Origin of the sequence: Planosporangium thailandense (assembly GCF_011947195.1) — a bacterium.
Lineage (GTDB): Bacteria > Actinomycetota > Actinomycetes > Mycobacteriales > Micromonosporaceae > Planosporangium > Planosporangium thailandense.
This window is the reverse complement of record NZ_JAATVY010000049.1, coordinates 1-22,616: the sequence shown is the minus strand read 5'-3', so window position 1 is coordinate 22,616 and position 22,616 is coordinate 1. Positions and strand designations below refer to the sequence as shown.

At 70.7% G+C, this 22,616-nt stretch carries 23 protein-coding genes and 1 pseudogene; 16 read left to right on the top strand and 8 right to left on the bottom strand.

Features of this window, described 5'->3' with window-relative positions; all coding sequences use genetic code 11:
• Positions 1–505, top strand: a 505-nt coding sequence (locus HC031_RS31500; RefSeq protein ID WP_167929109.1) for a M23 family metallopeptidase, incomplete at its 5' end; no start/stop codon positions are given.
• A 177-nt stretch (positions 506–682) separates the two neighbouring features.
• Here the strand turns inward: HC031_RS31500 and HC031_RS31495 are convergent.
• The 3 genes from HC031_RS31495 to HC031_RS31485 all read right to left on the bottom strand — a co-directional run bounded on the left by HC031_RS31495 (position 683) and on the right by HC031_RS31485 (position 2,967).
• Positions 683–1,423 (bottom strand): VOC family protein, encoded by a 741-nt coding sequence (locus tag HC031_RS31495; protein ID WP_167929108.1) that lies wholly within the window; start codon positions 1,421–1,423, stop codon positions 683–685.
• 88 nt (positions 1,424–1,511) lie between these two features.
• The gene (locus tag HC031_RS31490) at positions 1,512–2,366 is read right to left on the bottom strand and encodes a cytochrome c biogenesis CcdA family protein (RefSeq protein WP_338090930.1); all 855 of its coding nucleotides are present in this window, start codon (positions 2,364–2,366) and stop codon (positions 1,512–1,514) included.
• Between the two features lies 1 nt (position 2,367).
• Positions 2,368–2,967, bottom strand: a complete 600-nt coding sequence (locus HC031_RS31485) for a TlpA family protein disulfide reductase (RefSeq protein WP_167929107.1) — start codon at positions 2,965–2,967, stop codon at positions 2,368–2,370.
• A 212-nt stretch (positions 2,968–3,179) separates the two neighbouring features.
• On the opposite strand from HC031_RS31485, the gene HC031_RS31480 reads away from it, so the two are divergent.
• From HC031_RS31480 to HC031_RS31415, 14 genes are all read left to right on the top strand, one after another.
• Positions 3,180–3,818 (top strand): response regulator transcription factor, encoded by a 639-nt coding sequence (locus HC031_RS31480; RefSeq protein ID WP_167929106.1) that lies wholly within the window; start codon positions 3,180–3,182, stop codon positions 3,816–3,818.
• Positions 3,819–4,107: 289 nt separating this feature from the next.
• Entirely contained in the window at positions 4,108–5,775 is a 1,668-nt protein-coding gene (locus tag HC031_RS31475) for an ATPase, T2SS/T4P/T4SS family (protein ID WP_167929105.1), read from the top strand.
• Between the two features lie 111 nt (positions 5,776–5,886).
• Positions 5,887–7,008: a type IV pilus twitching motility protein PilT gene (locus tag HC031_RS31470; RefSeq protein WP_338090929.1), complete on the top strand. Its 1,122-nt coding sequence runs from the start codon at positions 5,887–5,889 to the stop codon at positions 7,006–7,008.
• 5 nt (positions 7,009–7,013) lie between these two features.
• Entirely contained in the window at positions 7,014–8,246 is a 1,233-nt protein-coding gene (locus HC031_RS31465; RefSeq protein WP_167929104.1) for a type II secretion system F family protein, read from the top strand.
• Positions 8,247–8,359: 113 nt separating this feature from the next.
• Entirely contained in the window at positions 8,360–8,788 is a 429-nt protein-coding gene (locus HC031_RS31460) for a type IV pilin protein (protein WP_167929103.1), read from the top strand.
• Positions 8,789–8,882: 94 nt separating this feature from the next.
• Entirely contained in the window at positions 8,883–9,668 is a 786-nt protein-coding gene (locus HC031_RS31455) for a prepilin peptidase (protein WP_167929102.1), read from the top strand.
• A gap of 22 nt (positions 9,669–9,690) precedes the next feature.
• Entirely contained in the window at positions 9,691–10,716 is a 1,026-nt protein-coding gene (pilM, locus tag HC031_RS31450) for a type IV pilus assembly protein PilM (RefSeq protein WP_167929101.1), read from the top strand.
• Positions 10,713–11,441, top strand: a complete 729-nt coding sequence (locus tag HC031_RS31445) for a PilN domain-containing protein (RefSeq protein ID WP_167929100.1) — start codon at positions 10,713–10,715, stop codon at positions 11,439–11,441. The genes pilM and HC031_RS31445 overlap by 4 nt, the downstream gene beginning before the upstream one ends.
• Positions 11,441–12,028 carry a type 4a pilus biogenesis protein PilO gene (gene pilO, locus HC031_RS31440; protein ID WP_167929099.1) on the top strand — a complete coding sequence of 196 codons (588 nt, stop codon included), beginning with the start codon at positions 11,441–11,443 and terminating at the stop codon, positions 12,026–12,028. Before HC031_RS31445 ends, pilO begins: the two co-directional genes overlap by 1 nt.
• A gap of 69 nt (positions 12,029–12,097) precedes the next feature.
• A complete protein-coding gene (locus HC031_RS31435; RefSeq protein WP_167929098.1) occupies positions 12,098–14,086 on the top strand; it encodes a putative Ig domain-containing protein in 1,989 nt (662 codons plus the stop codon).
• Complete coding sequence (locus tag HC031_RS31430) at positions 14,083–14,700, top strand: PulJ/GspJ family protein (protein ID WP_167929097.1); 618 nt, start codon at positions 14,083–14,085, stop codon at positions 14,698–14,700. Before HC031_RS31435 ends, HC031_RS31430 begins: the two co-directional genes overlap by 4 nt.
• Positions 14,697–16,205, top strand: coding sequence for a ricin-type beta-trefoil lectin domain protein (locus HC031_RS34670; RefSeq protein ID WP_167929096.1), 1,509 nt, complete (start codon positions 14,697–14,699; stop codon positions 16,203–16,205). Before HC031_RS31430 ends, HC031_RS34670 begins: the two co-directional genes overlap by 4 nt.
• Positions 16,206–16,462: 257 nt before the next feature.
• A complete protein-coding gene (locus tag HC031_RS31420) occupies positions 16,463–17,434 on the top strand; it encodes a hypothetical protein (RefSeq protein WP_167929095.1) in 972 nt (323 codons plus the stop codon).
• Between the two features lie 12 nt (positions 17,435–17,446).
• Positions 17,447–18,646 carry an alpha/beta hydrolase-fold protein gene (locus tag HC031_RS31415; RefSeq protein WP_167929094.1) on the top strand — a complete coding sequence of 400 codons (1,200 nt, stop codon included), beginning with the start codon at positions 17,447–17,449 and terminating at the stop codon, positions 18,644–18,646.
• On the opposite strand, the gene csrA is transcribed toward HC031_RS31415, so the two are convergent.
• The 5 genes from csrA to flgN are packed head-to-tail and all read right to left on the bottom strand — an operon-like array spanning position 18,588 to position 22,141.
• Positions 18,588–18,851: a carbon storage regulator CsrA gene (csrA, locus tag HC031_RS31410; protein ID WP_167929093.1), complete on the bottom strand. Its 264-nt coding sequence runs from the start codon at positions 18,849–18,851 to the stop codon at positions 18,588–18,590. The two genes, HC031_RS31415 and csrA, sit on opposite strands and share 59 nt — an antisense overlap.
• Positions 18,852–18,902: 51 nt before the next feature.
• Complete coding sequence (gene fliW / locus HC031_RS31405) at positions 18,903–19,331, bottom strand: flagellar assembly protein FliW (RefSeq protein WP_167929092.1); 429 nt, start codon at positions 19,329–19,331, stop codon at positions 18,903–18,905.
• 18 nt (positions 19,332–19,349) lie between these two features.
• A complete protein-coding gene (gene flgL / locus HC031_RS31400) occupies positions 19,350–20,243 on the bottom strand; it encodes a flagellar hook-associated protein FlgL (RefSeq protein WP_167929091.1) in 894 nt (297 codons plus the stop codon).
• Between the two features lie 9 nt (positions 20,244–20,252).
• Positions 20,253–21,659, bottom strand: a complete 1,407-nt coding sequence (flgK, locus tag HC031_RS31395) for a flagellar hook-associated protein FlgK (protein WP_167929090.1) — start codon at positions 21,657–21,659, stop codon at positions 20,253–20,255.
• Positions 21,659–22,141: a flagellar export chaperone FlgN gene (gene flgN, locus HC031_RS31390; protein ID WP_167929089.1), complete on the bottom strand. Its 483-nt coding sequence runs from the start codon at positions 22,139–22,141 to the stop codon at positions 21,659–21,661. The genes flgK and flgN overlap by 1 nt, the downstream gene beginning before the upstream one ends.
• Before the next feature lie 280 nt (positions 22,142–22,421).
• On the opposite strand from flgN, the pseudogene HC031_RS31385 reads away from it, so the two are divergent.
• Positions 22,422–22,616 (top strand): annotated as a pseudogene (locus HC031_RS31385) (sigma-70 family RNA polymerase sigma factor); the annotation flags it as partial.

Genomic DNA, 22,616 nt, shown 5'->3' with positions numbered 1-22,616 from the left:
GCCGACCCCGGCGCTGCCGCCGCAGGCGCCGCCCGGCGTCGACACCGGCTGGGTGGTTCCGGTGCCGGGCACACCCGTCCAACTGTTCCGTCCGCCGTCCAACCCCACCCACGACGGCGTCGACATCATGCGCCCCCGCAACTCCCCGATCGTCGCGGCCAGCGCCGGCGAGGTCGTCACTGTCGAGTGCAACACTTCCGGCCCGAGCTGTGACGTCGACGGCAGCCCGAGTGTGCGCGGCTGCGGCTGGTACGTCGAGATCCGGCACGCCGGGCAGGTCACCACCCGGTACTGCCACATGGTGAGCCGGCCGGTCGTCACGCTGGGCCAGCAGGTCAAGGCCGGCCAGGTCATCGGGTACGTGGGAACGTCCGGCAACTCCGGCGCCCCGCACCTGCACTTCGAGGTGCACCTCGGCCCCGGGTACGCCACCAGCGCCAACGCGGTCGACCCGGTCGCGTTCATGCAGCGGATGAACGCGCCGCTGGGCGCAAGTGGGCGATGACGCATCGAATGCGACGTTCGCCAGCGGCGACGAGAGTGCGTTTTCGGAGCCGCCTTGCCTCGCCTTGCCGGAGAGTTCGTGTCGGTGGGTTCGGGAGCCACCTGCCGAGGGCCGGTAACTGATCGCTGACGTTGTGGATTTCCCGCGGCGGCGGTGGAGCCTCGGTGTGGGCCTTGTTCAGGCCGGAGCCAGAATGCAGAACTCGTTGCCCTCCGGGTCGGCGAGGACGATCCACGGGACGTCGCCCTGGCCGACATCGGCGAGGGTCGCGCCAAGGTCCGTCAGCCAGGCCACCTCCGCCGCTTGATCGTCACCGCGATACGGCACCACGTCGAGATGGACGCGGCTCGACACGGTTTTCATGTCGGGGGTGCGAAGGAACTCCAGATACGGGCCGACGCCCTTGGCCGAACGTAGCCGGGCATGATCGTGGGTCACCTCGTGCACAGCCCAGTCCATGGCCTCGCCCCAGAACCGGGCCATGCCTCGCGGATCAGCGCAGTCGACCACCACCGCGGCGATCGGCCCGGTATCCCGGTAAATCTCCCGAGGCTCCAGCACGCAGAACACGTTGCCCTCCGGGTCGGCCAGGACCGTCCACGGGACATCGCCCTGGCCCACATCGGCGGGCGTCGCACCGAGATCCCGCAGGCGCGCGACCAACTCCGCCTGATGAGCCGCAGAGGTGGTGGCGAGATCGAGGTGCACGCGGTACTTCACCGTTTCGGGGTCCGGGACGGCGATGACATCGACGCAGACAGGGGCGCCAGGGTCCGTCCAGGTGAAGCCCGCGGGTGCGACGCTGGTCGCACCGGTTCCCGAGGTGGAAACACGCCAACCGAGCGCCGCCGCCCAGAACCGGCCGAGCGCCGAGTCGTCCCGAGCCTTGAAATTCGCCTGAACAAGTCGCAGCGCCATGCCGCCGACCCTATGCCTGGCAGATAGACCAGGATGAGCAACACGCCTTGGGCTCAACTGGCGGCAACCGGCAGGCCGGTGGCGCGGCCTACCGGGAGGCCCGCCGCGCCGCCGCCCAACCGACGACGGCCCACCCGGCCAGCAGCGCCGCGAACGCCAGGGCGATCCCGACCACCCCGACCCGCTCCAGGCCAGCCGCAATCTCGTGCTGCAGGGCGGTACCGGCCCGCACGATCCCGTCGGGGGCGCCGCCAGGGCCGGTGGCGCGCAGTTCGTACCGGCCGTAGTACGCGACGTACCCGCCGGTGACGAGCAGCAGGACTCCCCCGGCACGGGACAGGACGGCGGCGACCGCACGCAGCCGGCGCACCAGCGACGCCCGGGCCAGCGCGACCGCCAGCGCGAGGACGCCCACGACCAGGCCCATACCGACCGCGTACGCCACGAACAGCCCGATCCCGGCGAGGATCGAGCCGGCCCGCACGCTGGACCCGACGATCGCCAGGAACGGGCCGATCGTGCAGCTCAGCGACGCGAGCGCGTACGCCGCGCCGAACAGCGTCATCGACAGCGCCGACCGGGTCAGCACCGGCGCGCGGGACACCTTCCACGGCAGCGCCGGTAGCTGGCGACCGGCGACCAGCCAGCCGCCGAGCGCGGCCAGGAGCAGCCCGAAACCGATCGTGAACCACGGCAGGTGCTGCTGGACCAGCCCCGCGACCGGCGCCAGGACGAGCCCGAAGGCGCCGAAGACCGCGACGAAGCCGGCGGTCATCGCGGCCGTGAACGCGAGCGCGCGGCCGACGGCGACGCCACACGCGGCCGGTGCGTCGCCGACGACCAGCAGGGACAGGTACGCGGGCAGCAGCGCGAAGCCGCACGGGTTGACGGCGGCGAGGACGCCTGCGGCCAGGGCCAGCAGCAGCGGTACGTCGGACGACACGTCAGGCGGCGGCCAGCTTGGCCATCTGGTCGCCGATCTGCTGGTTGTCCAGCCACCCCTTGGCCACGACCTTGCCGCGCCGGTCGAGAAGCACGTACACGCTCTGCTCGGTCACGCCGAACTTCTTCCACACCACGCCGGCGTCGTCGGACAGGTGGGTCATGCGGCCGAGGTCGAAGTCGGAGACGAACTGGTGCATCTCCTTGACCTGACCCATGCCGGCGACCCCGACGATCTCGACCTTCCCCTTGTACTCGGTCGCCAGGTCCGGCAGGGTCTGCGCCTCGCTGGCGCAGGTGGCGCACCACGGCGCCCAGAACCACAGCACCACCGGGTGCCCGGCGAGGCTCGTCCCGTCGAACCGCTTGCCGTCGAGGGTGGTGGCGGTGAACGTCAGGCTGGCCGGTACGGCCGCCGGCGCCCCGGCCCCGTTCCCGGCGGCGCTGGCGGACCCGGCGCCACCCGACCCGGAACCACTCGAATCGGAGCCGCTAGAAACGGAGCCACCGGGCGCGGCGCCGCGGTGTGGGGCGGCTGCGCACCCGGCGAGCCCGAGCAGGACCGTGAAAGCCAGGGCGGGCAGGAGCGACCGGACGCGCATGTGAGCCTCCGCGAGAAGTAGGTCCCTGCCGTTATGCACGTCCCGCGGCCGCCGCGGGTTCACCGGGAGGCTGCTCCGCCGGCCCCTGGGGTGTAGCTCGGTTGCGACCTCGGTAGCGAACGGTCACTTCCTGCGGTTATGGACAAACCGCGCCGACCTGACGTGGGCCCCCGCCTGTCGTGGGCAGCGAGAGGACCGCTCCAGGAGGACCGATGAGTATCCGGCTGGTTGCCGTAGACGAGCATGTGCTGCTGCGCCTCGGCCTGGCCAGCGTGGTGGCCACGACGCCCGACATCGTGCTCGTCGGCGAAGCGGCGAACCTCGCGCAGGCTGAACGCGTGGTCGAGGAGACCAACCCCAGTGTCGTCACCATCGAGCTGACGCTGCCCGACGGCGACGGCATCACGGCCGCCGGCAGGCTGCGCACGGTACGGCCGGGGCTGGGCATCGTCCTGCTCACCGCCTCGAGCGACGACTCCCTGCTCTACCGGGCGCTCGACGCCGGCCTGTCCGCGTACGTCACGAAGTCCGCGCCCGCCGCGAGCGTGCTGGCCGCGGTACGCCACGCGGCGACGGCCCCGACCTCGTTCATGGCGCCCGGACTCCAGACGGCGCTGGCCCGCCGGCACACGCACGGTGGCCTGCTCAGCCCACGGGAACGGCAGGTGCTCCTGCTCATGCGGGACGGCACCAGCCTGCCGGCGATCGCCACTCAGCTGGAGGTCTCGGAGGCGACGGTCAAGACGTACGTCTCGCGGCTGTACAGCAAGCTCCGGGTGAACAACCGGGCCCAGGCCCTCATGGTGGCCGTGAACCAGGGCCTGCTGCCGACCTCCGACGCGGCGGCGTGACGCCGGTCGATGGTGTGGCCGCACGCCCCATTCACCATCTAGGAATAGCCGCATAGCTATCCAGAAGACCATTATTGCTCCCATTTGCGGGCAGCCGATATCCGTGCAACGCTGGCGGTTATCGACCGGGTAGTAGCGCTCCGGTCGCGCTCCACCGCCTCCCCCGGTCGGTTATGGACGGGTGCGGCGGTCGGCAACCCACCGAGGCCCGGCTGCCGTGCCCCCGTCCCGGCCCGCGCGACGCCATAAAACCGCTCAGGTAGGTCGGCACGCGTCCGACTGAGGGGGCGTGTACGAGACATTCCGCCCACTGCTGGACGCGCTCGAACGGCTGGGCGTGGATCCGAGGGCGCTCGAGCGAGCGGCCGACGAGGCGGAGCGCACCGGCCGGTCGATCCGGTCCGTGCTCATCAACGACCACGTCGTCACCGAGACGCAGCTGACCGAGGCCTCCGCCGACGCGTACGGGATCACGTTCGTCGACCTGGTCGGGTACCAGCTCGACCCGGCCGCGGTGGCCGCGATCCCGCTCTCTCTCGTACTCCGTCACCGGGTCCTGGGCCTGGCGGTCGACGAGCACGAGATCGTCGTCGGGATCACCGACCCCGGCGACGTGGTCGCGCTCGACGACGTACGCGCCGCCACCGGTCTCGTCGTCAAACCCGTCGTCGTCGCCCGCACCGAGCTACGCAAGATCATTGAGCGGCTGCGGCGCGAGGAGAACGACCTCGCCGACGTGGCGGAGACCCTGCGCGCCGAGCAGGCCGCCAACACCCCCAGCCTCACCTCGGTCGGCGACGACGCGCCGATCGTGCGCTACGCGAACTCCCTGCTCGAACAGGCCATCCAGAACCGCGCCTCGGACCTGCACCTGGAACCGACCGAGCACGACATGCGGGTGCGCTACCGCATCGACGGCGTGATGCACGAGATCGACACCGTGCCCCGACACGTGCAGGCGGCGCTGATCTCACGCTTGAAGATCATGGCGAACGTCGACATCACCGAGCGACGGGTACCGCAGAACGGCCGGCTCACCGTGGAGGTCAACCAGCGCTCGATCGACCTCCGGCTGGCGACGCTGCCGACCGTCTGGGGCGAAAAGATCGTCCTGCGCGTACTGGACACCGGCGGCATCAACCTCAAGCTGGAGGCGCTCGGCTTCACCCCGGCCAACTACCGGCGCTTCGCGGCGTCCTTCACCAAACCGCACGGCATGGTCCTGGTGACCGGCCCCACCGGCTCGGGAAAGTCGACCACGCTGTACGCGATCCTCTCCGCGATCAGCAAGCCCACGATCAACATCATCACGGTCGAGGACCCGGTCGAGTACCGGCTGCCGGGCGTGAACCAGGTCCAGGTCGACCACAAGGCCGGGCTCACGTTCGCCGAGGTGCTGCCCGCGATCCTGCGGTCGGACCCGGACGTGGTGCTCATCGGTGAGATCCGCGACCGGGTGACCGCGCAGCTCGCGGTCGAGGCCGCGCTCACCGGGCACCTCGTGCTGTCGACGCTGCACACCAACGACGCGCCGAGCGCGGTTACCCGCCTGACCGACATGGGCATCGAGCCGTTCCTGGTGGGTTCGTCGATCGACAGCGTGCTGGCACAGCGGCTGGCGCGGCGCCTGTGCGACTGGTGCAAGCAGGCGTACGCCCCGACCGAAGCCGAACTGGCCGGCTCGCGCTGGCCGGCCGACCTGGCGGTGCCCGACGTGCTGTGGAAGGCGGGCGGGTGCCGGTCGTGCTCGGGTACGGGCTACCGCGACCGCATCGCGCTGCACGAGGTCATGCCGATGTCGCCGGAGATCGAGAAGTTGACGATCGCGCGCGCGTCGACGACGGACCTACGGCGGGTAGCGATGGCCGAGGGCATGCGCGAGCTGCGCATCGACGGGCTGGGCAAGGCCGCCGAAGGCCTCACCTCGATCCAGGAAGTGCTCCGGGTGGCGGTCTGAGAAATCGATCTTCGTTGCACCGATTGCAGGTATTTGTTGCTAAAGCAGGCCCGCCGGGTGCCGACATGTGGGACGCGTGACACGTACAGCGACCCTTGCGAGGAGATTCCGGTGGAGGCGACACCGACGCTCGTTCCCCCGGCCGTACCGGCCGACGTGGACGGCGCGCGCGCGTCCCTGGACGCCATGCTCGTGGCCACCGTGCACGCGTACGGCTCCGACCTGCACCTGACGGCGGGCGCGCCACCCACCATCCGGGTCAACGGCCGGCTGAAGCCGCTTCCCGGTTACGACCGCCTCACGCCGGCGGCCACGACGGCGCTCGCCCGGGCCGCGGTGACCCCCGAGAAGTGGAGCAGGTTCGAACGCGACAACGAGCTCGACGTCTCGTACAGCATCGAGGGCGTGTCCCGGTTCCGGGTGAACCTGTTCGCGCAGCGCGGCTCGTACGGGGCGGTCTTCCGAACGATCCCGTACCAGATCAAACCGCTCAACGAGCTGGGCGTGCCGGAGTCGGTGGCGCGCTTGGCCCACCTGCCCCGCGGTCTGGTCCTGGTGACCGGCCCGACCGGCTCGGGCAAGACGACGACCCTGGCGTCGCTGCTGGACCTGGCCAACCGCACCCGGTCGGCCCACATCGTCACCATCGAGGACCCGATCGAGTTCCTGCACCAGCACAAGGGCTGCATCGTCAACCAGCGTGAGGTCGGCGCCGACACGGTGTCGTTCGCGTCGGCCCTCAAGCACGCGCTGCGCCAGGACCCCGACATCATCCTGGTCGGTGAGCTGCGGGACCTGGAGACCACGGCCACCGCCATCGCGGCGGCGGAGACCGGCCACCTCGTACTCGCGACCCTGCACACGCAGAGCGCCGCGCAGACCGTCGACCGCGTCATCGACATGTTCCCGCCGCACCAGCAGCCGCAGATCCGCGCGCAGCTGTCGACGGCGCTCCAGGGCGTGGTTACACAGGCACTGTGCCCTCGCGCGGACGGATCCGGTCTCGCCGTCGTCACGGAGATCATGTTCGTCACCGCGGCGATCCGGAACCTGATCCGTGAGGGCAAGACCCACCAGATCCCGTCGTTCATGCAGTCCGGCGGCGGCGAGGGGATGCTGTCGTTCGACCAGCACCTGGCCGAGCTCGTCCGCGCCGGAACCGTCGACGCCGCCCAGGCGTTCGACATCTGCCATTCGGTCGAGGAATTCAAGCGCCTCACTGGACGGTGGTGACGACGATGGCCACCAAGACGTTCGACTACAAGATTGTCGATCTCCACGGCAAACGGTCGAAGGGCACCATCGACGCCTCGAACGAGGCCGCCGCCATCCAGCTGCTGCGCCAGCAGGGTCTGGTACCCGTCGCCCTCACCGAGGCGGGATCCGGCCTGCGGCGCGACCTGTCGCTGCCCGGGCTGGGCGGGCGTACCACGCTCAAGGACCTGTCGGTCTTCGCCCGGCAGTTCGCGACGATGACCGCGTCCGGGATGTCGCTGCTGCGCGCGCTCGCCGTCCTGGAGGACCAGGCCGCCAAGGCGCCGCTGAAGAAGGCGCTCGCCGAGGCCCGCATCGACGTCGAGGCCGGCATGTCGCTGTCGGCGGCGCTCGCCAAGCACCGCAAGGTCTTCCCGGCGCTGATGGTGGCCATGATCCGGGCCGGCGAGACCGGCGGTTTCCTCGACGGCGCCCTGGAGCGGATCGCGACGAACCTCGAGAAGGAGGCCGTCCTCCGCGGGAAGATCAAGAGCGCCCTCACGTACCCGGTGATCGTCCTGCTCTTCACCGCGTTGCTCGTCGCCGGTGTGCTGACGTTCGTCGTACCGATCTTCGAGAAGATGTTCGCCTCGCTCGGCGGCACGCTTCCGCTCCCCACCCAGATCATCGTCGCCGCCAGCCACAGCCTCGTCTGGTCGGCTCCGCTGCTCGTGGCGGTAGCCGCCACCGGCACCACACTGGTACGCCGCGAGCTGCGGCGCCGGCCGGCGTTCCGGTTGGCGTTCGACCGGCTGAAGCTGCGGCTGCCGGTGTTCGGGCCGCTGCTGGCGAAGATCGCCATCAGCCGGTTCGCCCGCAACCTCGGCACGCTGCTCAACGTCGGCGTCCCCGTCATACAGGCCCTCGACGTCGTCGGCGCCACCACCGGAAACGCGGTCATCACCGAGGCCACCCGGGATCTCCAGGCCGCCGTCCGGGACGGGCACCCCATGTCGGCTGCCCTCGGCAGGCACCCGGTCTTCCCGGGCATGGTCACCCAGATGATCGAGGTCGGCGAGGAGAGCGGCCGGCTCACGCAGATGCTCGACAAGGTCGCCGACTTCTACGACCGCGAGGTCGACGCGGCGGCCGAGGCGCTGACCGCCTCGATCGAACCGATCATGGTCATCGTCATGGGCGCCGTCGTCGGCGGCATCGTCATCTGCCTGTACCTGCCGATGTTCACGATCTACCAGCACATCCAGGGCGCCCAATGAGCGCGCCAGCAGAGTTCCGTGCGCCGCACGGCAACCGTGACGGGCTGGGCCCGCTCACGCATCGGACAACCGGCACGCGCCGTGTCCCACATATGAGTCGCAGGAGGCTCACCATGCAAGAAACGCTCCGCCGGATCCATGCGAAGCGCACGACCGGCGACCACGGCTTCACCCTGATCGAACTGCTGGTGGTCGTGGTCATCATCGGCGTGCTGGCCGGCATCTCCGTTCCGCTGTACATGAACTACACCAAGGGCGCGAAGAACAAGACCGCGCAGTCGGACGTCCGCAACGCGATCACCGCCGTCGAGGAGTACTACTCCGAGAACAACGCGTACCCGGACAGCTTCAACGCCTCGTCCGGCAACACGGTGAAGACCTCGGTGTCGACGGGCAACACGCTCGGCATCAAGAACAACGGCACCAGCTACGTCATCTGCGGCAAGAACGCCGACGGCGACAAGGTCTACAAGTACGACAGCTCGGCCGGTGGGTCCGTCAAGGAGGACACGTCGTCGAGCGTCTCCGCCTGCCTCGGCTGACGCCCGGCCGGTGGTGTGGCGGCGCGGCCGACCCCCGCCGCCACACCACCACTCAACCCATCCCACCGCACGAGAGGAAGAAAGGACGGCCAGGATGACAGCTCTGCTCGTGATCGTCGCCGCGCTCGGCCTCGCGGTGGGCTCGTTCCTCAACGTGGTGGTCCACCGCGTGCCGCGCGCGGAGTCGCTGCTGCGACCCGGTTCGCACTGCACCCGGTGCCGCTCCCCCATCAAGCCGTGGCACAACGTGCCGCTGGTCGGCTGGCTCGTCCTGCGCGGCCGGTGCGCACACTGCGCGCAGCGCATCAGCGTCCGGTACCCGCTGGTCGAGATCGCGACCGCGCTGCTGTTCGTCGGCGTGGCCGCGCGCTTCGGCCTGTCCGCCGCGCTCCCGGCGTACCTGTACCTGACCGCGGTCGCGGTCGCCCTGGCGATGATCGACCTTGACGTGCACCGGCTCCCCGACGTGATCGTGCTGCCGTCCTACGCGGTCGGCGCGGTACTGCTCGTCCTCGCCACCGCCGCCGACGGCGACTGGTGGGCCGCCGCCCGGGCCGCGGCCGCGATGGCCGCCCTCTGGACGTTCTACTTCGTCCTCGCGTTCCTGTACCCGGCCGGCATGGGCTTCGGCGACGTGAAGCTCGCCGGGCTGCTCGGCCTCTACCTCGGCTGGCTCGGCTGGAGCTCGGTGCTCATCGGCGCGTTCGCCGGCTTCCTGCTCGGCGGCCTGGCCGGAGTCGCGCTCCTGGTGACCCGGCGCGCCAACCTCAAGACCGCGCTCCCGTTCGGCCCCGCGATGCTCGCCGGCGCGCTGCTCGCCGTGTTCGCCGCCGGTCCGCTCGCGAGCTGGTACGCGTCCCTGCTCGTGCCCACCGCCTGACACCCATGCGCAAGGAGCACTGATGGCCACCGGAAACCCGATCGGACTGGATGTCGGATCGACCTCCGTCCGCGCAGTGGAGACCAGCCGCGGCAAGGACGGCGCCGTCATCACCGCGTTCGGCCGCGTGCCGCTACCCGACGGCGCGGTGCAGGGCGGCGTGATCCACGACGAGAAAGCGGTGACGCTCGCGCTGAAGGAGCTGTGGTCGACCACGAAGTTCCGCGGCCGGACCGTCACCCTCGGGGTCACCAACCCGCAGATCGTCGTCCGCGAGATGTCGGTGGCGAACGTCGGCGAACGCGACCTGCGCCAGTCCCTGCCGTTCCAGGTACGCGACTCGTTGCCGCTGCCCGTCGAGCGGTCGCTGCTGGACTTCTGCCCGCTCGAGGACGCGAGCGGCCGGGACACCGTACGCGGCCTGCTGATCGCCGCGCCGAAGGAAGCGGTCGTGACCGCCGTGAGCGCGGTCGAGCGGGCGGCGCTGCACGTCGGGCGCGTGGACCTCGCCTCCTTCGCGCTGCTGCGCGCCGCGTCCCGTCTGGACTCGCAGGTAGAGGCGATCGTCGACATCGGCGCCCAGGCCACCAGCGTCGTGGTGCACGACGACGGGCAGCCGCTGATCGTCCGGACCATCCCCCGCGGCGGCGCGGAGATCACCGCGATCCTCGCGGACCGGCTCGACCTCACCCCGGCCGACGCCGAGGAGCGCAAGTGCCGGGTGGGCCTGCGCGACGACGAGGACCCGGTGGCCGCAGAGGTGATCCGGTCCGCCCTCGGCCCGATCATCAGCGAGATCCGCAGCTCTTTCGCGTACCTCAACGCCGGCGGCCGCCAGGCGCGCGTGACGCGGCTCTCGCTGTCCGGCGGCGGGTCGCTCCTGCCCGGCCTGGGCGACGCCCTGCGTGACCACCTCGGCGTCGACGTGGTCGCGGCGGACCCGGCCAGCCGGCTGCGCCGGTCCCACCGGGCCACCTCCGACCCCCTCGGGCCGTTCAGCTCGTCGGCGGCGGTCTCGATCGGCCTCGCGTTGGGAGCACCATCATGACGACCACCCTCATGCCGCCGGGCTCCGTGCCGCCCGGCTCCCCGGTGCCCGCCGAGAGCCCGGCACGGATGCTGTCGATCGCGGCCAACCTCCTGCCACCGGAGATCGTCCATGTGCGCCGCGTCCGCACCGTGCGGCGGACCGTCGTGTCCGCGCTCGCCGTGTTCGTGGTGCTCCTCGGTGGGTGGTACGGGCTGGCGCGCTACCAGGCGGCCACGGAGCGCGCCGGTTTGAGCGGCGCCGAGCTCGACGTGCGGCGCCTGGAGAGACTGCAGAAGGACTACGCCACGCTCATCGGCGTGCAGCGGGAGTCGCAGACCATCCGGAGCGAACTTTCCACTCTGCTCGCTTCCGATCTGCGGTGGTCGGGCGTTATCTCGGCGATCGAGAGCGCCGCGCCGACCGGGGTGAGCATCACCAACGTGGCCGGCTCCCTCAACACAGCCGGCAACGGCACGGGCGGTAACGGCACAGGCGGTAGCGCCACCGGCCCGCGGCTTCCGGACACCACCGGCCACCGGCTCGTCGGCACCGTGACGATCACCGGCACCGCGTCCAGCAAGGCCGCGGTCGCGCAGTACCTGGACCGGCTGGCGGCCGTACCGGGGCTCGGGAACCCGTTCCTCGACGCGTCGGTACCCGACGACACGGCGGAGCGGTTCACCGTACGGCTCGACATCACCGACGCCGCGCTCGGCGGCCGCTACACCGAGGGAGGGAAGTGATGGCCGCCCGTCACGGGGACCGGCTGTGGATCGCCGGCGGCGTCCTCGCCGCCGCCGCTCTGTTCGCCGCCGCCTGGCTCTTCCTCATCCGCCCGCAGTACAGCGAAGCGGGCGCGCTACGCGAACAGACCGCCACCGCGTCGCTGCGGCTGTCGACACTGCAGAAGCGGCTCACGCAGCTGCGGCAGCAGAACGGCGACCTGGCGACGTACCAGGCGCAGCTGGAGCGCGACCGCAGGTCGCTGCCGACCTCCGCGGACCTGTCGGCGTTCCTCGCCGACCTGCAGGGGGCCGGCGCCGCGGCGGGTGTGTCCGTGGGCGGCGTCTCGGTCGGCTCGCCGACGCAGGTGACGGCCCGCGGTACCCGAATCCAGGCGCTGCCGGTGACGCTCAGCGCCAGCGGCAGCGCGGCCGGCCTCAACCAGTTCCTCGACCAGCTGCAGCAGGTCCAGCCGCGCGCGGTGCTCATCACCAGCGCGGGTCTGAGCGCGGACGCGGAGCCGGCGACCAGCTACACGCTGAGCCTGAAGACCCAGGTGTTCGTCGCACCCGCGGCCAGCACCGCCGCGAAGACGCCGACGAACTGACGTCGGCGAACTGACGCCGGCGAGCTGACGTCGGCGGACGAGAGCAGTACCGAGCTTCGGGAGGGGTGAATGCACGCCGGTCTTCGTCGCCGCGTGGCGGCGCTGTCGTCGCGCGCGGGCAACCGCGCGCCGGACGCCGGCTTCACCCTGACCGAGGTCCTCGTTTCCATGATGCTGATCGGCATCGTCATGGGGGCGCTGACGACGTTCTACGCCAACAGCATGTCGATGATGGGCTTTCAGCGCGGTAAGCAGACCGCGATCCGCCTCGCGGCGGACGGCATCGAGCAGGTCCGCTCACTCAGTCCGGCGCAGCTGCTAGACGGGCGCGCGCCGTGCGGTACCGCCACCCCGTGCGGCCCACCGGTGGCCGGGGTCGACCTCAGCGACATGGCGGAGTGGGACCACCCGACCAGGCCCGCCCCCGCGCTGCGGACGAGTGACTCCCCGACCCCGTACAACCGCTACTGGTACGTCGGAAAGTGCTGGCAGGCGGCGGGTGGAGGCCCCTGTACCCGGACGACCGACGCGGTCGAACTGCTGCACGTGGTCGTCGCGGTGACGTGGCGCGACAAGAGCTGTCAGAGCTCGACCTGCACGTACGCCACCTCGACCCTGATCAGTGGCGCGAGTGACCCGCTGTTCGACCGGTCCGCCAAGGCTGCGCCGCCGACCGTGCGACAGCAGGCGGACCTCCCCGGTGAGGTCGACGTCCAGATATCGACCGTGACGATCACGGCGTCCGGCGGCGCACCGCCGCTGACCTTTTCCGCCACGGGACTGCCGGACGGGCTGGCGATGGCCTCGAACGGCCAGATCACCGGTACCCCGACCAGGGGTGGCGCGTTCGACGTCACCGCGATCGCCACCGACGGCTTCGGCAACACCGGCAGCACGTCCTTCACCTGGACGATCGTCGCCCTGCCGAAGCTCGACAGCCCCGGCCCGCAGACCGCGACCAGCGGCCTCGCGGTCTCCTTCGACCTCAAGCCCCTCCTCAGCGGCGGCACCGCGCCGTACACCTGGGCGGTCACCACGCCCGGCCCCTGGGGCGCCACCGGCCTGCCGCCGGGGCTGTCCCTCGACCCGTCGACCGGCGTCATCACCGGGACCCCGACCCAGACCGGCCCGGCCAGCGACGTCACCGTCACGGTCACCGACAACAACGGCAAGGCGGCGTCGACGACGTTCGGGTGGGCCGTCGTCTCCCGGACGACCTCGCCGCAGCTTGCCAGCCCCGGCCCGCAGACGGCGACCAAGGGCGTCCAGGCCTCCTTCGACCTCAACACCCTGCTCAGCGGCGGCACCGCGCCGTATACGTGGGCGGTCACCAAGTCCGGCCCCTGGGGCGCCACCGGCCTGCCGCCGGGACTGTCCCTCGGCCGGAAGACCGGCGTCATCACCGGCATCCCGACGCAGACCGGCCCGGTCCGGAACGTCACGGTGACGGTCACCGACAAGAACGGCAAGACGGCGTCGACGACGTTCGGATGGACGGTCGTCCCGCGGCTCACCGCGCCCACCGGAGCCCGCACCGACCGGCGGTTCACCCCGGTCTGGGAGTCGGCGGCCGCGGACGGCACCGGTCCGTACACCTGGACGTACACGAACCTGCCCGAGGGCGTCTCCATGACGTCCCACGGTCTGATCTGGGGCGATCTGCTCTTCGGGAGCCGCTACCTCACCACCGTCACGGTCACCGACGCCACGGGCGCCACCAACTCGGTCACGTTCCCCTGGAGCGTGGACGGCTCCCTCCCGGACCCGCTCGTGCCAGGGCTGAAGATCACCGCACCGGCCGGCGACCGCACCGACAGCGTCGGCCAGACCGTGAGCGTCCCGGTCTCGGCGGTGGGATGGAGCGGTGGTCAGACCTGGACCGCCACCGGACTGCCACCGGACGTGACGCTGAAGAACGGCGTACTCACCGGAACCCTCAAGCAGGCCGGCACCTACCGGGTCACGGTGAAGGTCCGCGTGCCCGTCACCTTCACCTCCAACGGCCACTCCTTCCTGGACGACCACGCGACGGTCATGTTCACCTGGACGGTCCGATGAACAGGCGCGGTACCGGACGGCGGCGGATCCAGCGGGTACGCGCGGGCGGCGAGGCCGGCGTCACCCTGCTCGAGATCGTGGTCGCCATGTCGATCATGAGTCTCGTGATGGCGGCGTTCACCACGGGCGTCGTGGCGATGTACCGCGCCGCGAACCGGACCGAGGCGATCGCGACCGCGGAATCACAGATCACCATCGCGTTCGAGCGGCTGGACAAGGAAATCCGCTACGCCAGCGCGATCAGCAAGCCGGACCGGGTGGGTTCCTCCTACGTCGTCGAGTACCTGACGACGACCGGGGTCGGGCGCTGCGGCGAGCTGCGGCTGGACCCGAGCGGCAACCTCCGGCTCCGGGCGTGGGATCAGGGTGCCACCCCACCCGCGTGGACCACCGCGCCGGTCCTGGCGTCGAACCTCCGCACCGACAAGCAGCCGTTCCAACCCGCGGACAACGCCAACTTCCAGCGCCTGGAGGTGACGCTCGACGCCGCCGGCGGATCGGGCGCCGCGCGCTCGACGGCCCACACGGACGTGACCTTCACGGCGCTGAACAGCCAGCCCGCCGCCCGGCCCGAGGACAAGCTGGTCTGCCAGGAAGGGCGGACGTCGCCGTGACCGCTGCCGCCGACCGCCGTCGCGGGTACCCGCGCCCGTGCCGCCCCACCGGTGACGCCGGCTCCGTGGCGATGGCGCTGATGCTGACCATCGTCGGCATCACCCTGAGCGCCCTGCTGGTGCCCATGGTGGTCACCCAGGTGCACTCCACACAGGTCAGCGCTCAGCGCGCGGACGCGCTGAACGCCGCACAGGCCGGGGTCGACGCCGCGCTGGGACAGATCCGGGCGGCCACCGACAGCGATGGCCAGGGCGCGGTCGGGAAGCTGCCGTGCGGACTGGCGGTCACCCCCGTCGGTGCCGCAAACGCCGCCAGCTACGAGGTGACGATCACCTATGTGAACACCGACCCTCGGGGCAGACCGGACAGCTGGCTCGACGATTCCGCGAACCAGGTCAGGTGTATCGGGGGCAGCGGCACCGCGAGCGCGCCCAGCTACGCGGTCGTGCGCTCGACCGGTACCGCGGGGAAGACGCACCGGGTGCTGCGGTCCACGTACCGGTTCACGATCGGCAACCAGCCGATCGGAGGTGGGTTGGTCCATGTCGCCGGCACCGGCATCAACCTGTGCCTGGACGCCGGAACGGCGACGCCGGCCAGCGGCACCAACCTGTTGGTGCAGCCGTGCAGCCCGGACAGCCCGCGGCAGCAGTTCGCCTACGACAAGAACCTCAACATCTACCTGACGTCGACGAGGGTGTCAGGTGCCCTCGGCATGTGTCTGGAGGCGAAGCAGTCGGCCAACAATCCGGTCCAGCTCCAGCCGTGCGCGACCACGACGCAGCCACAGCAGCAGTGGCTCTTCAACGACAACGGGAACTTCCAGGGGACCAAGGACGGGTCGAAGCCCGACAACTTCTGCTTCGCCGTCGACGGCACGCAGCCCGGCAGCCAGGTAATCACGAGGCCCTGTAACCAGGGCACCGGTCTGACGCCCGACGCCCTCGTCGGCGCGGGCGCGGCCGGCGCGTCGTCGCAGCAACTGGTGAACCTGAACCAGTTCGGCCGCTGCCTGGACGTGCCCGAGTTCGACGTCACCAAGCGCTTCCTGATCGCGTGGCCGTGCAAGCAGGCACCGGACCCGGCCGACATCGGCTGGAACCAGAAGTGGAAGCTGCCGACGATCGCGTCGAACGCGAAGAGCGCGGTCGGCCCGATCCTCACCACCGACGACCAGGGACGTCGGTGGTGCCTCCGCAGTCCCGCGACGACGGCCGCGTCCCAGTACGTCACGGTCCAGCAGTGTCCGACCAACCTGGCGCAGGCCCCGACCTGGACCGTCTACGGCGACACCGGTGACGACCTCACCAGGTACCACATCAAGGACAGCGCGGGGCTCTGCCTGTCCCCGACCGACCCGAACGCGACGCCGCCCGACTTCTACACCGACACGAACGGCTACCAGATCAGCAAGATCGTGGTAGCCGACTGCGGCCGGTCCACCCTGCAGATGTGGAACGCGCCGGCCCTGGGCGCGGCGGTGGAGGACATCAGCGAAAGGTAACGGCCGAAGCCCGGTATCATCGACCTATATCGACGTATATCGACGCGACCGGTGTGAGACCGGCCACCCGCCACCACCGACCTGCACTCCATATCCGCTGGTGACGGGGCCTGGTGCGGCAAACCGACCGAGACTACCGGCACGTTCGACCGAGCCGGCTGTGGCCCGATCGGAGGAGCAGTGGGCCTACGTCACCTTGCGCATCCGCCGTACTCTTTGCCCCGGATGTGAGCCAGCTGTGAGAGGGGAGCGCACAGGTGTCGCTGACCGGGCTGCCGCTGCTGATCACCGGCGTCGTCGTGACGCTCGTGCTCGCGGCCGGCACCGGGCTGCTGTGGTGGCGCACCGCACGGGTGACGCGCCGCCCGTGGCTCGTCCGCGGCCTGGTACGCACGCTCGCGCTCCTGCTCACCGAGGTCGTCGCCGTCCTCACGGTGGCGATCGGCGTCAACCGGGCCCTCGAGATCTACCCCTCCTGGTCGGTGTTCTTCGGTGGCGTACGCGACGTCGAGAAGGTCACGACCGCCCCGAGCGCCGACCTGGAGACCTGGCTGCACGGCCACGCGCCCGAGGGGCGCAACCTCGGCTTCTCGTTCACCTGGAAGCCGGCCGAGGAATCGGCCTGGAAGCTCGCCGCCCCGCCGGTCGTCGCCGTGCCGGCCGCCTACTTCCGGGACCAGACGGCCCGTTTCCCGGTGATCGTCGTGGCCGCCCCGCCGCGCACCGATCCCCCGGCCGGCGGTTGGGACGACCGGCACGCCCTCCAGGCCGCCCGGGGCGCCGACGCCGCGGTCGTCGTGTTCGTCCGGCTGGCCGACCCGGCCGCCGCCCTGCCCGTACTCACCGAGCAGTTGCCCGATCGGCTCGGCCGTGACCTGCGCGTACAGCCCGACAACTGGGCCGTGGCCGGCGTCGGCCCGGCGCAGGCGCTCGCCCTCGACATGGTGGCCGGAAGCCGCGACCGCTACCTCACCGCCGCGCTGGTGTCCGACGGCAGCCACGCTCCGGCGGCCGATCTTCTCGACCGGGCCCGGCGGCTGCCGGCCGGCCTCAACCTGGTCGTCGTCGCGGGCGAACCGGCGGGCAAGGGCCTCACCTCCGACACCGTCGCCCACCCCACCGCCCGACTCACCGCCGCGCTGCGCTGGGTACAGCAGCGCCTGCCCGCGCCGCTGGCCGAGCCGCTGATCAACCCGACCGCGCCGGTCGCCGGAGGCCCTCATGGATGAGCGGGAGATGCCGTGAGCCCGACCAGCCCGCTCCTGCAGGTGCTCACCGCGGTCTACGCCGTGGCGGCGGCCGTCGGCACCGCCCTGCTCTGGGAGCGGATGCGCGGCTGGTGGCGCTGGCCGACCCGGGTCCTCGCGCTCGCCTGCTGCCTGGTGCTGGCGTTCGCCGTGGCCGGTGTGGCGGTCAACCGCAAGCTGCACATGTACACCGCGTGGGGGCAGTTCTTCGGTGACAACCGCGCCGCCGCGCCGCTCGACCCGGTGGCGCAGCCGCACAGCCCCGGTGCGACCGCCGGCCGGCTGGTGGAGATCACGATCACCGGCCGGCGTAGCGGCATCCGGCTGCCCGCGTACGTGTACCTGCCGCCCTCCTACGACTCGTCGACGGCGCGGCTGCCGGTCATCGAGGCGCTCGCCGGCTTCCCGGGCACCCCGCAGACCTGGTTCGACGTGGCGGACCCGCGCAAGGTCGCCGAAAAGGAGATCAAGGCCGGCCGGATGCCACCCACCATCATGGTCTTCCCGGTCCAGCACCCGAGCCCGACCCAGGACAGCGAGTGCGTCGACGCGGCCGGCGGCGCACAGTTCGACACCTACCTCAGCCTGGATCTGCAGGACTACGTCAACGCGCACTTCCGGACCCGTACCGACCGCGCCGGCTGGGGAATCTTCGGCTTCTCGACCGGTGGATTCTGCGCGGCCAATCTGGCCCTGCGCCACCCCGACCGGTACGCGGCCGCGGTCAGCTTCTCCGGCTACTACACGGCCATCACCGACCGGACGACCGGCGACCTGTACCACGGGGACGGCCACCTGCGGGACGAGAACAGTCCCCTGTGGCGGGTGAACAACCTGCCGGTGCCGTCGCTGGCGCTGTACCTCGCCTGCGCACGCGACGATGTGAAGGGCTTCGCTCAGCTTCAGAGCATGGCCGCCGCGGCGCGGTCACCGCTGCGGGTGACCACCGCCTACGCGCCCACCGGCGGCCACACCGGCGGGGTGTGGCGCGTGCTGGCGCCGGCGGCGTTCGACTGGATGGCGGCGCAACTGGCCGGCCCGGCCAGTGATGGCCCGGCCGACCGGGACAGCGCGCCCGACGCGGCGGCCGAGGGGATCAGCGGACTCGCACCGGCCCCCGGCTTCGGCCGTAGTCCTAAGCCTCGTCGGCCGGCGCCTGCGCCTTCTCACCACCGGGCCGCAGCCGTCGGGTGAGAGCCTCGACGGCGCCGTCGCTGGGCGACGCCGCCTCCTGGTTCACCTTCCGCAGTTCGAGGTACACCTCTTCGCGGTGCACCTGGACGCTGCGGGGCGCCTTGATGCCGAGGCGCACGACGTCGCCCCGCACGTCGAGGACGGTGATGACGACGTCGTCGCCAACCACGACACTTTCACCGGGACGGCGGGTCAGAACGAGCACGCGCTCCTCCTTCGGATGACCGGTTATCCCGGCGAGTGCACGATACCCGATTTATCCGATAAAGAGTGGCGCGCGCACGGGGAGTCCCGAACGACCGAGAATCACCTGCACGGCGCGCAGGCTGTGCCGGGCGAGGACGATCGGGGCCATGAGGTTGGCGCTGGCGTCCGCGGGACCGTCACCGGCGTTGATGACGAGCAGGACCAGGACGTCGCTCGGGTCGACCACCCCGAGATCCTCGATCGTCGCGTCGTCGACCTCGACGGAGTAGTCCGGAAAGAACGGGGCCGGCGGCGCCACGAGGAACCGCAGTTGCGGCCGGTCCACCGACTGCAGCGAGTACAGCATCCCGGTGTCGTCCAGAGCGACCAGGACGAAGCGGCGGTCGTGCGGGAAGCCCGGCATCGGCGCGACGAACTCGAGAACGGGCGGTTGGGTGGTGTCGACGGTCTCGACGGGTTCGAGTAGTTGCACGGTCATGGTTATCCTCCGGTCGCCTTAGCGCAGGAAGTCGACGAGGGACGGCTGCACTACCTTGGCCGCCGCGCCGAGAGCCGCCTGATAGGCGTTCTGCTGCAGCATCATGTCGGTGATCGTCTTGGGTAGGTCGATGTCCTCGACGTCGGACAGCTGCGCCGTCAGCGCGTCGGTACGGTCGTTGGCGGCCTGCTGCATCTGCGTCACCTGGTTGTATCGGGCACCGACCGTCGACTGAGCCGTCTGGAGCGTCTGCAGTGCCGCGTCGAGGTTGTCGAGGTCGGCCGCGAGCTGGGTGGGGTCGGTAGTGAGGTGGTTGGAAATGTCGGAGAGCACGGAGAACAGCTGGGTGGAGCCGCTACCGAAGTAGGTCGGGCCGGACTCCCCCACGGTCACCTTGACGTTGTCGCCGACCGTACGCGCCACCAGGCCCGAGTCGCCGACGTAGGCACCGGTCGAGGTGAACGCGGCCGAGCCGGCCGTGGTGCCGCCGAAGACGGGACGGTCGAGGTACTTCGTGTTCGCCACGCCGATCACCGACTGCCGGATCTGGTCCACCTGCGCGGCCAGGGCGGCGCGGGCGTCGGTCGAGCCGCCGGCGCCGTTGGACATGCCCGTCAGCGTCAGCTGGCGTGCCTGCTGGACCTGGCTGATGATGCTGCTCACCGAGGTGTCGATCGTGCCGAGCCAGCCCAGGGCGTCGTCGGCGTTGCGGGAGTACTGGTCGTTCGTGGCCAGCTGGCCGCGGTACTGCATGATCTCGACGGCGGCGGTCGGTGAGTCCGACGGCTGCGAGACCTGCTTGCCGCTGGAGAGCCGCTGTTGGATGTCCCCCAGCCGCTTCAGGTTGCCCTGCAGGCCGACAAGCACGTTGGTCGAGATGGATCGCTCGGTGACTCGGTATGCGCTGGTCATGGCTTAACCTCAGGCCCCGGTGTGGTTGATGAGTGTGTCGAGGGTGGAGTCGATCGTGGTGATGACGCGCGACGCGGCCTGGTAGGCGCGCTGGAACGCGATCAGGTTCGTCATCTCCTCGTCGAGGTTGACGCCGGACTGCGCCGTCCGTGCCGAGTCCACGTTCTTGGTCAGCGTGTCCTGGACGCTCGCCCGCCGGTCTGCCTGTTGCGCGGCGATGCCGAGGTTGGCCACCAGCGACCGGAAGGCCGTGTCCGGACCGGGGGCCGAGGTACCGATGCCGGCGATGAGGTCCGCGTTGCCGCCGTCGCGGGTCCCGCCCGGGGTCGACGACGCCGCGACGTCGTTGGTGTTGGTGATCAGGACGGAGATGCTCCCGGCCGTGACCGCGACCGTCGACGGCGGCACCGGCCCGAAGAAGGCCGTCCCGGGGTTGCCGTTCACGTCGTACCCCAGCATGTGCTGGGCGTTGACCGTGTCGTGGAGCGCGACAGCGACCTGGTCGAGCTGGCCCGAGTAGTTGGGGATGACGGTGTTCAGCGCGTCCAGCGACGACGCGACCTGTCCGCCCACTCCCGCGACGCCGGCGCTGTTGTCGGTCCAGCTCAGCGTCACCGGCTGCGTCGCCACGTCATCGAGGCGCCCCGCTCCGGAGACCTGGATCTGGCGGGCGACGTCGCCGCTGACCAGGCTCGAGCCGCCGAGGAGCAGGTCCATCGAGCCGTTGGCGCGGGGCACCGCGGTGGCGCCGGTCAGCTCCGCGAGGTGCATGACCAGCTGGTCACGCTGGTCGGCGAGCTCGTTGACCGGCAGGCCCGCCTGGGTACCCCGGATGACGGCCTGGTTGAGCTGGGCGACCTGGGTCGCGGTCGTGTTCACCTCGGTGACGTACGAGTCGAGCTGCTCCCGCGTGGTCGAGTACAGCGACGCGAGCGCGTCGTGGGTCGCGTGCAGGGTGTCGACGACGGTCTGCGACCGGGCGATCACCTGGCCTCGGGTGGCCCCGTCGATCGCGCTCCCGGGCTGGTTGGCCAGGTCGTGCCACGCCCCCCAGAGATCGGTCAGCTGCTTCTGCAGGCCGGTGGTGTTCAGCGCCCCGATCGCCTGCTGGACATTCGTGTAGACCCGGTTCTGGTCGGCCAGATAGGTGTTCTGGGCGTGCTCGATGCGGCCGCGCGCCTCCAGGAACGCGTCCTGGATGCGGGCCACGTCGGACACGGTCACGCCGCCGGCGGTGCCGTCGGAGACCGAGAACATGGCGGGTACCGCCGAGCCGCCCACCGACTGCAGGTCGACCCGCTGGCGCGAGTACCCGTCGGTGTTGGCGTTGGCGATGTTCTGCCCGGTGACGTCCAAGCCGCGCCGCTGGGCGTACAGCGAGCTCAGCGCTCCCGACAGACCGGAAAAGGTGCTCATTACATAGCCTCGTCAATCAATCGGGCCCGCGGCGCGGCCGCGATGGTCTCGCCGCGCCGGCTGTAGGTCTCGAACGAACCGGAAACGGCCAGCATCGCCTCGCGGACCGCGCGCTGGCCGGCGCTGAGCAGGTCGCGATTGGACTCGGCCAGCGCACTGATCTCAGCGGTGAGCGCGAGGAACGTCCTACGGTGTTCGCGGAACAGGTCCGACCACGGCGCGTCGAGCGCGTCGGCCAGCTGGGTGAGGCTCGGGTTGGCCCCGATGCCCAGCTCGGTGCCGACGGCCGCGACCTCCGCGGCGCGCAGGACCTCGGTGTGCCGGATCTGGTCGAGGACCATCTCGACCTCCCGCGTCGCGTGGGCGAGCCAGCGGGTACGGCCGGCGGCGAGCACCAACTGCTCCTCTTCGAGCTTGAAGAGAAGCAGTTCGAGCATCTCGCGCTCCCGCCACAGGATGCTCGACAGGTCCGCCAGGCCCATCCTCGTCGCCCTTCCGCCGTAGGCCCGCTCTCGGTAGCGCGCCAGGTACCTGACACGTCGGCAGCGACATCGCGGGCCTGAGGACTTCCACCGATCGGAGGACAGGCGAAATCGCGCCCCCTCCACTTGAGAACAACCGTCGGTGGTCCTTGTCACGGCAACCTCAATGCAACTCTTCGTGACCTCGTCATGCACCGGGCGCACCCGAACGTTGTCTGTGCCCGGCCGAGATCGCCTGGCCCGGGAGTCACCGGATCGATAGCCGTACGAAGAGGTCACCTTGTCTGCAAGCACCGCGTCTGCAAGCACTGCGCCTGCCAACGCCATCGCTCAGTCGGCGAACCGCGTCGAGGATCTGGTGCGCACCCACCTGCCGCTGGTCGGCCACCTCGTGCGTGAACTGCTGGGCCGGCTTCCCGCCCACGTCAGCCGCGAGGACCTCGTCTCCGCCGGCATGGCCGCCCTGGCCACCGCG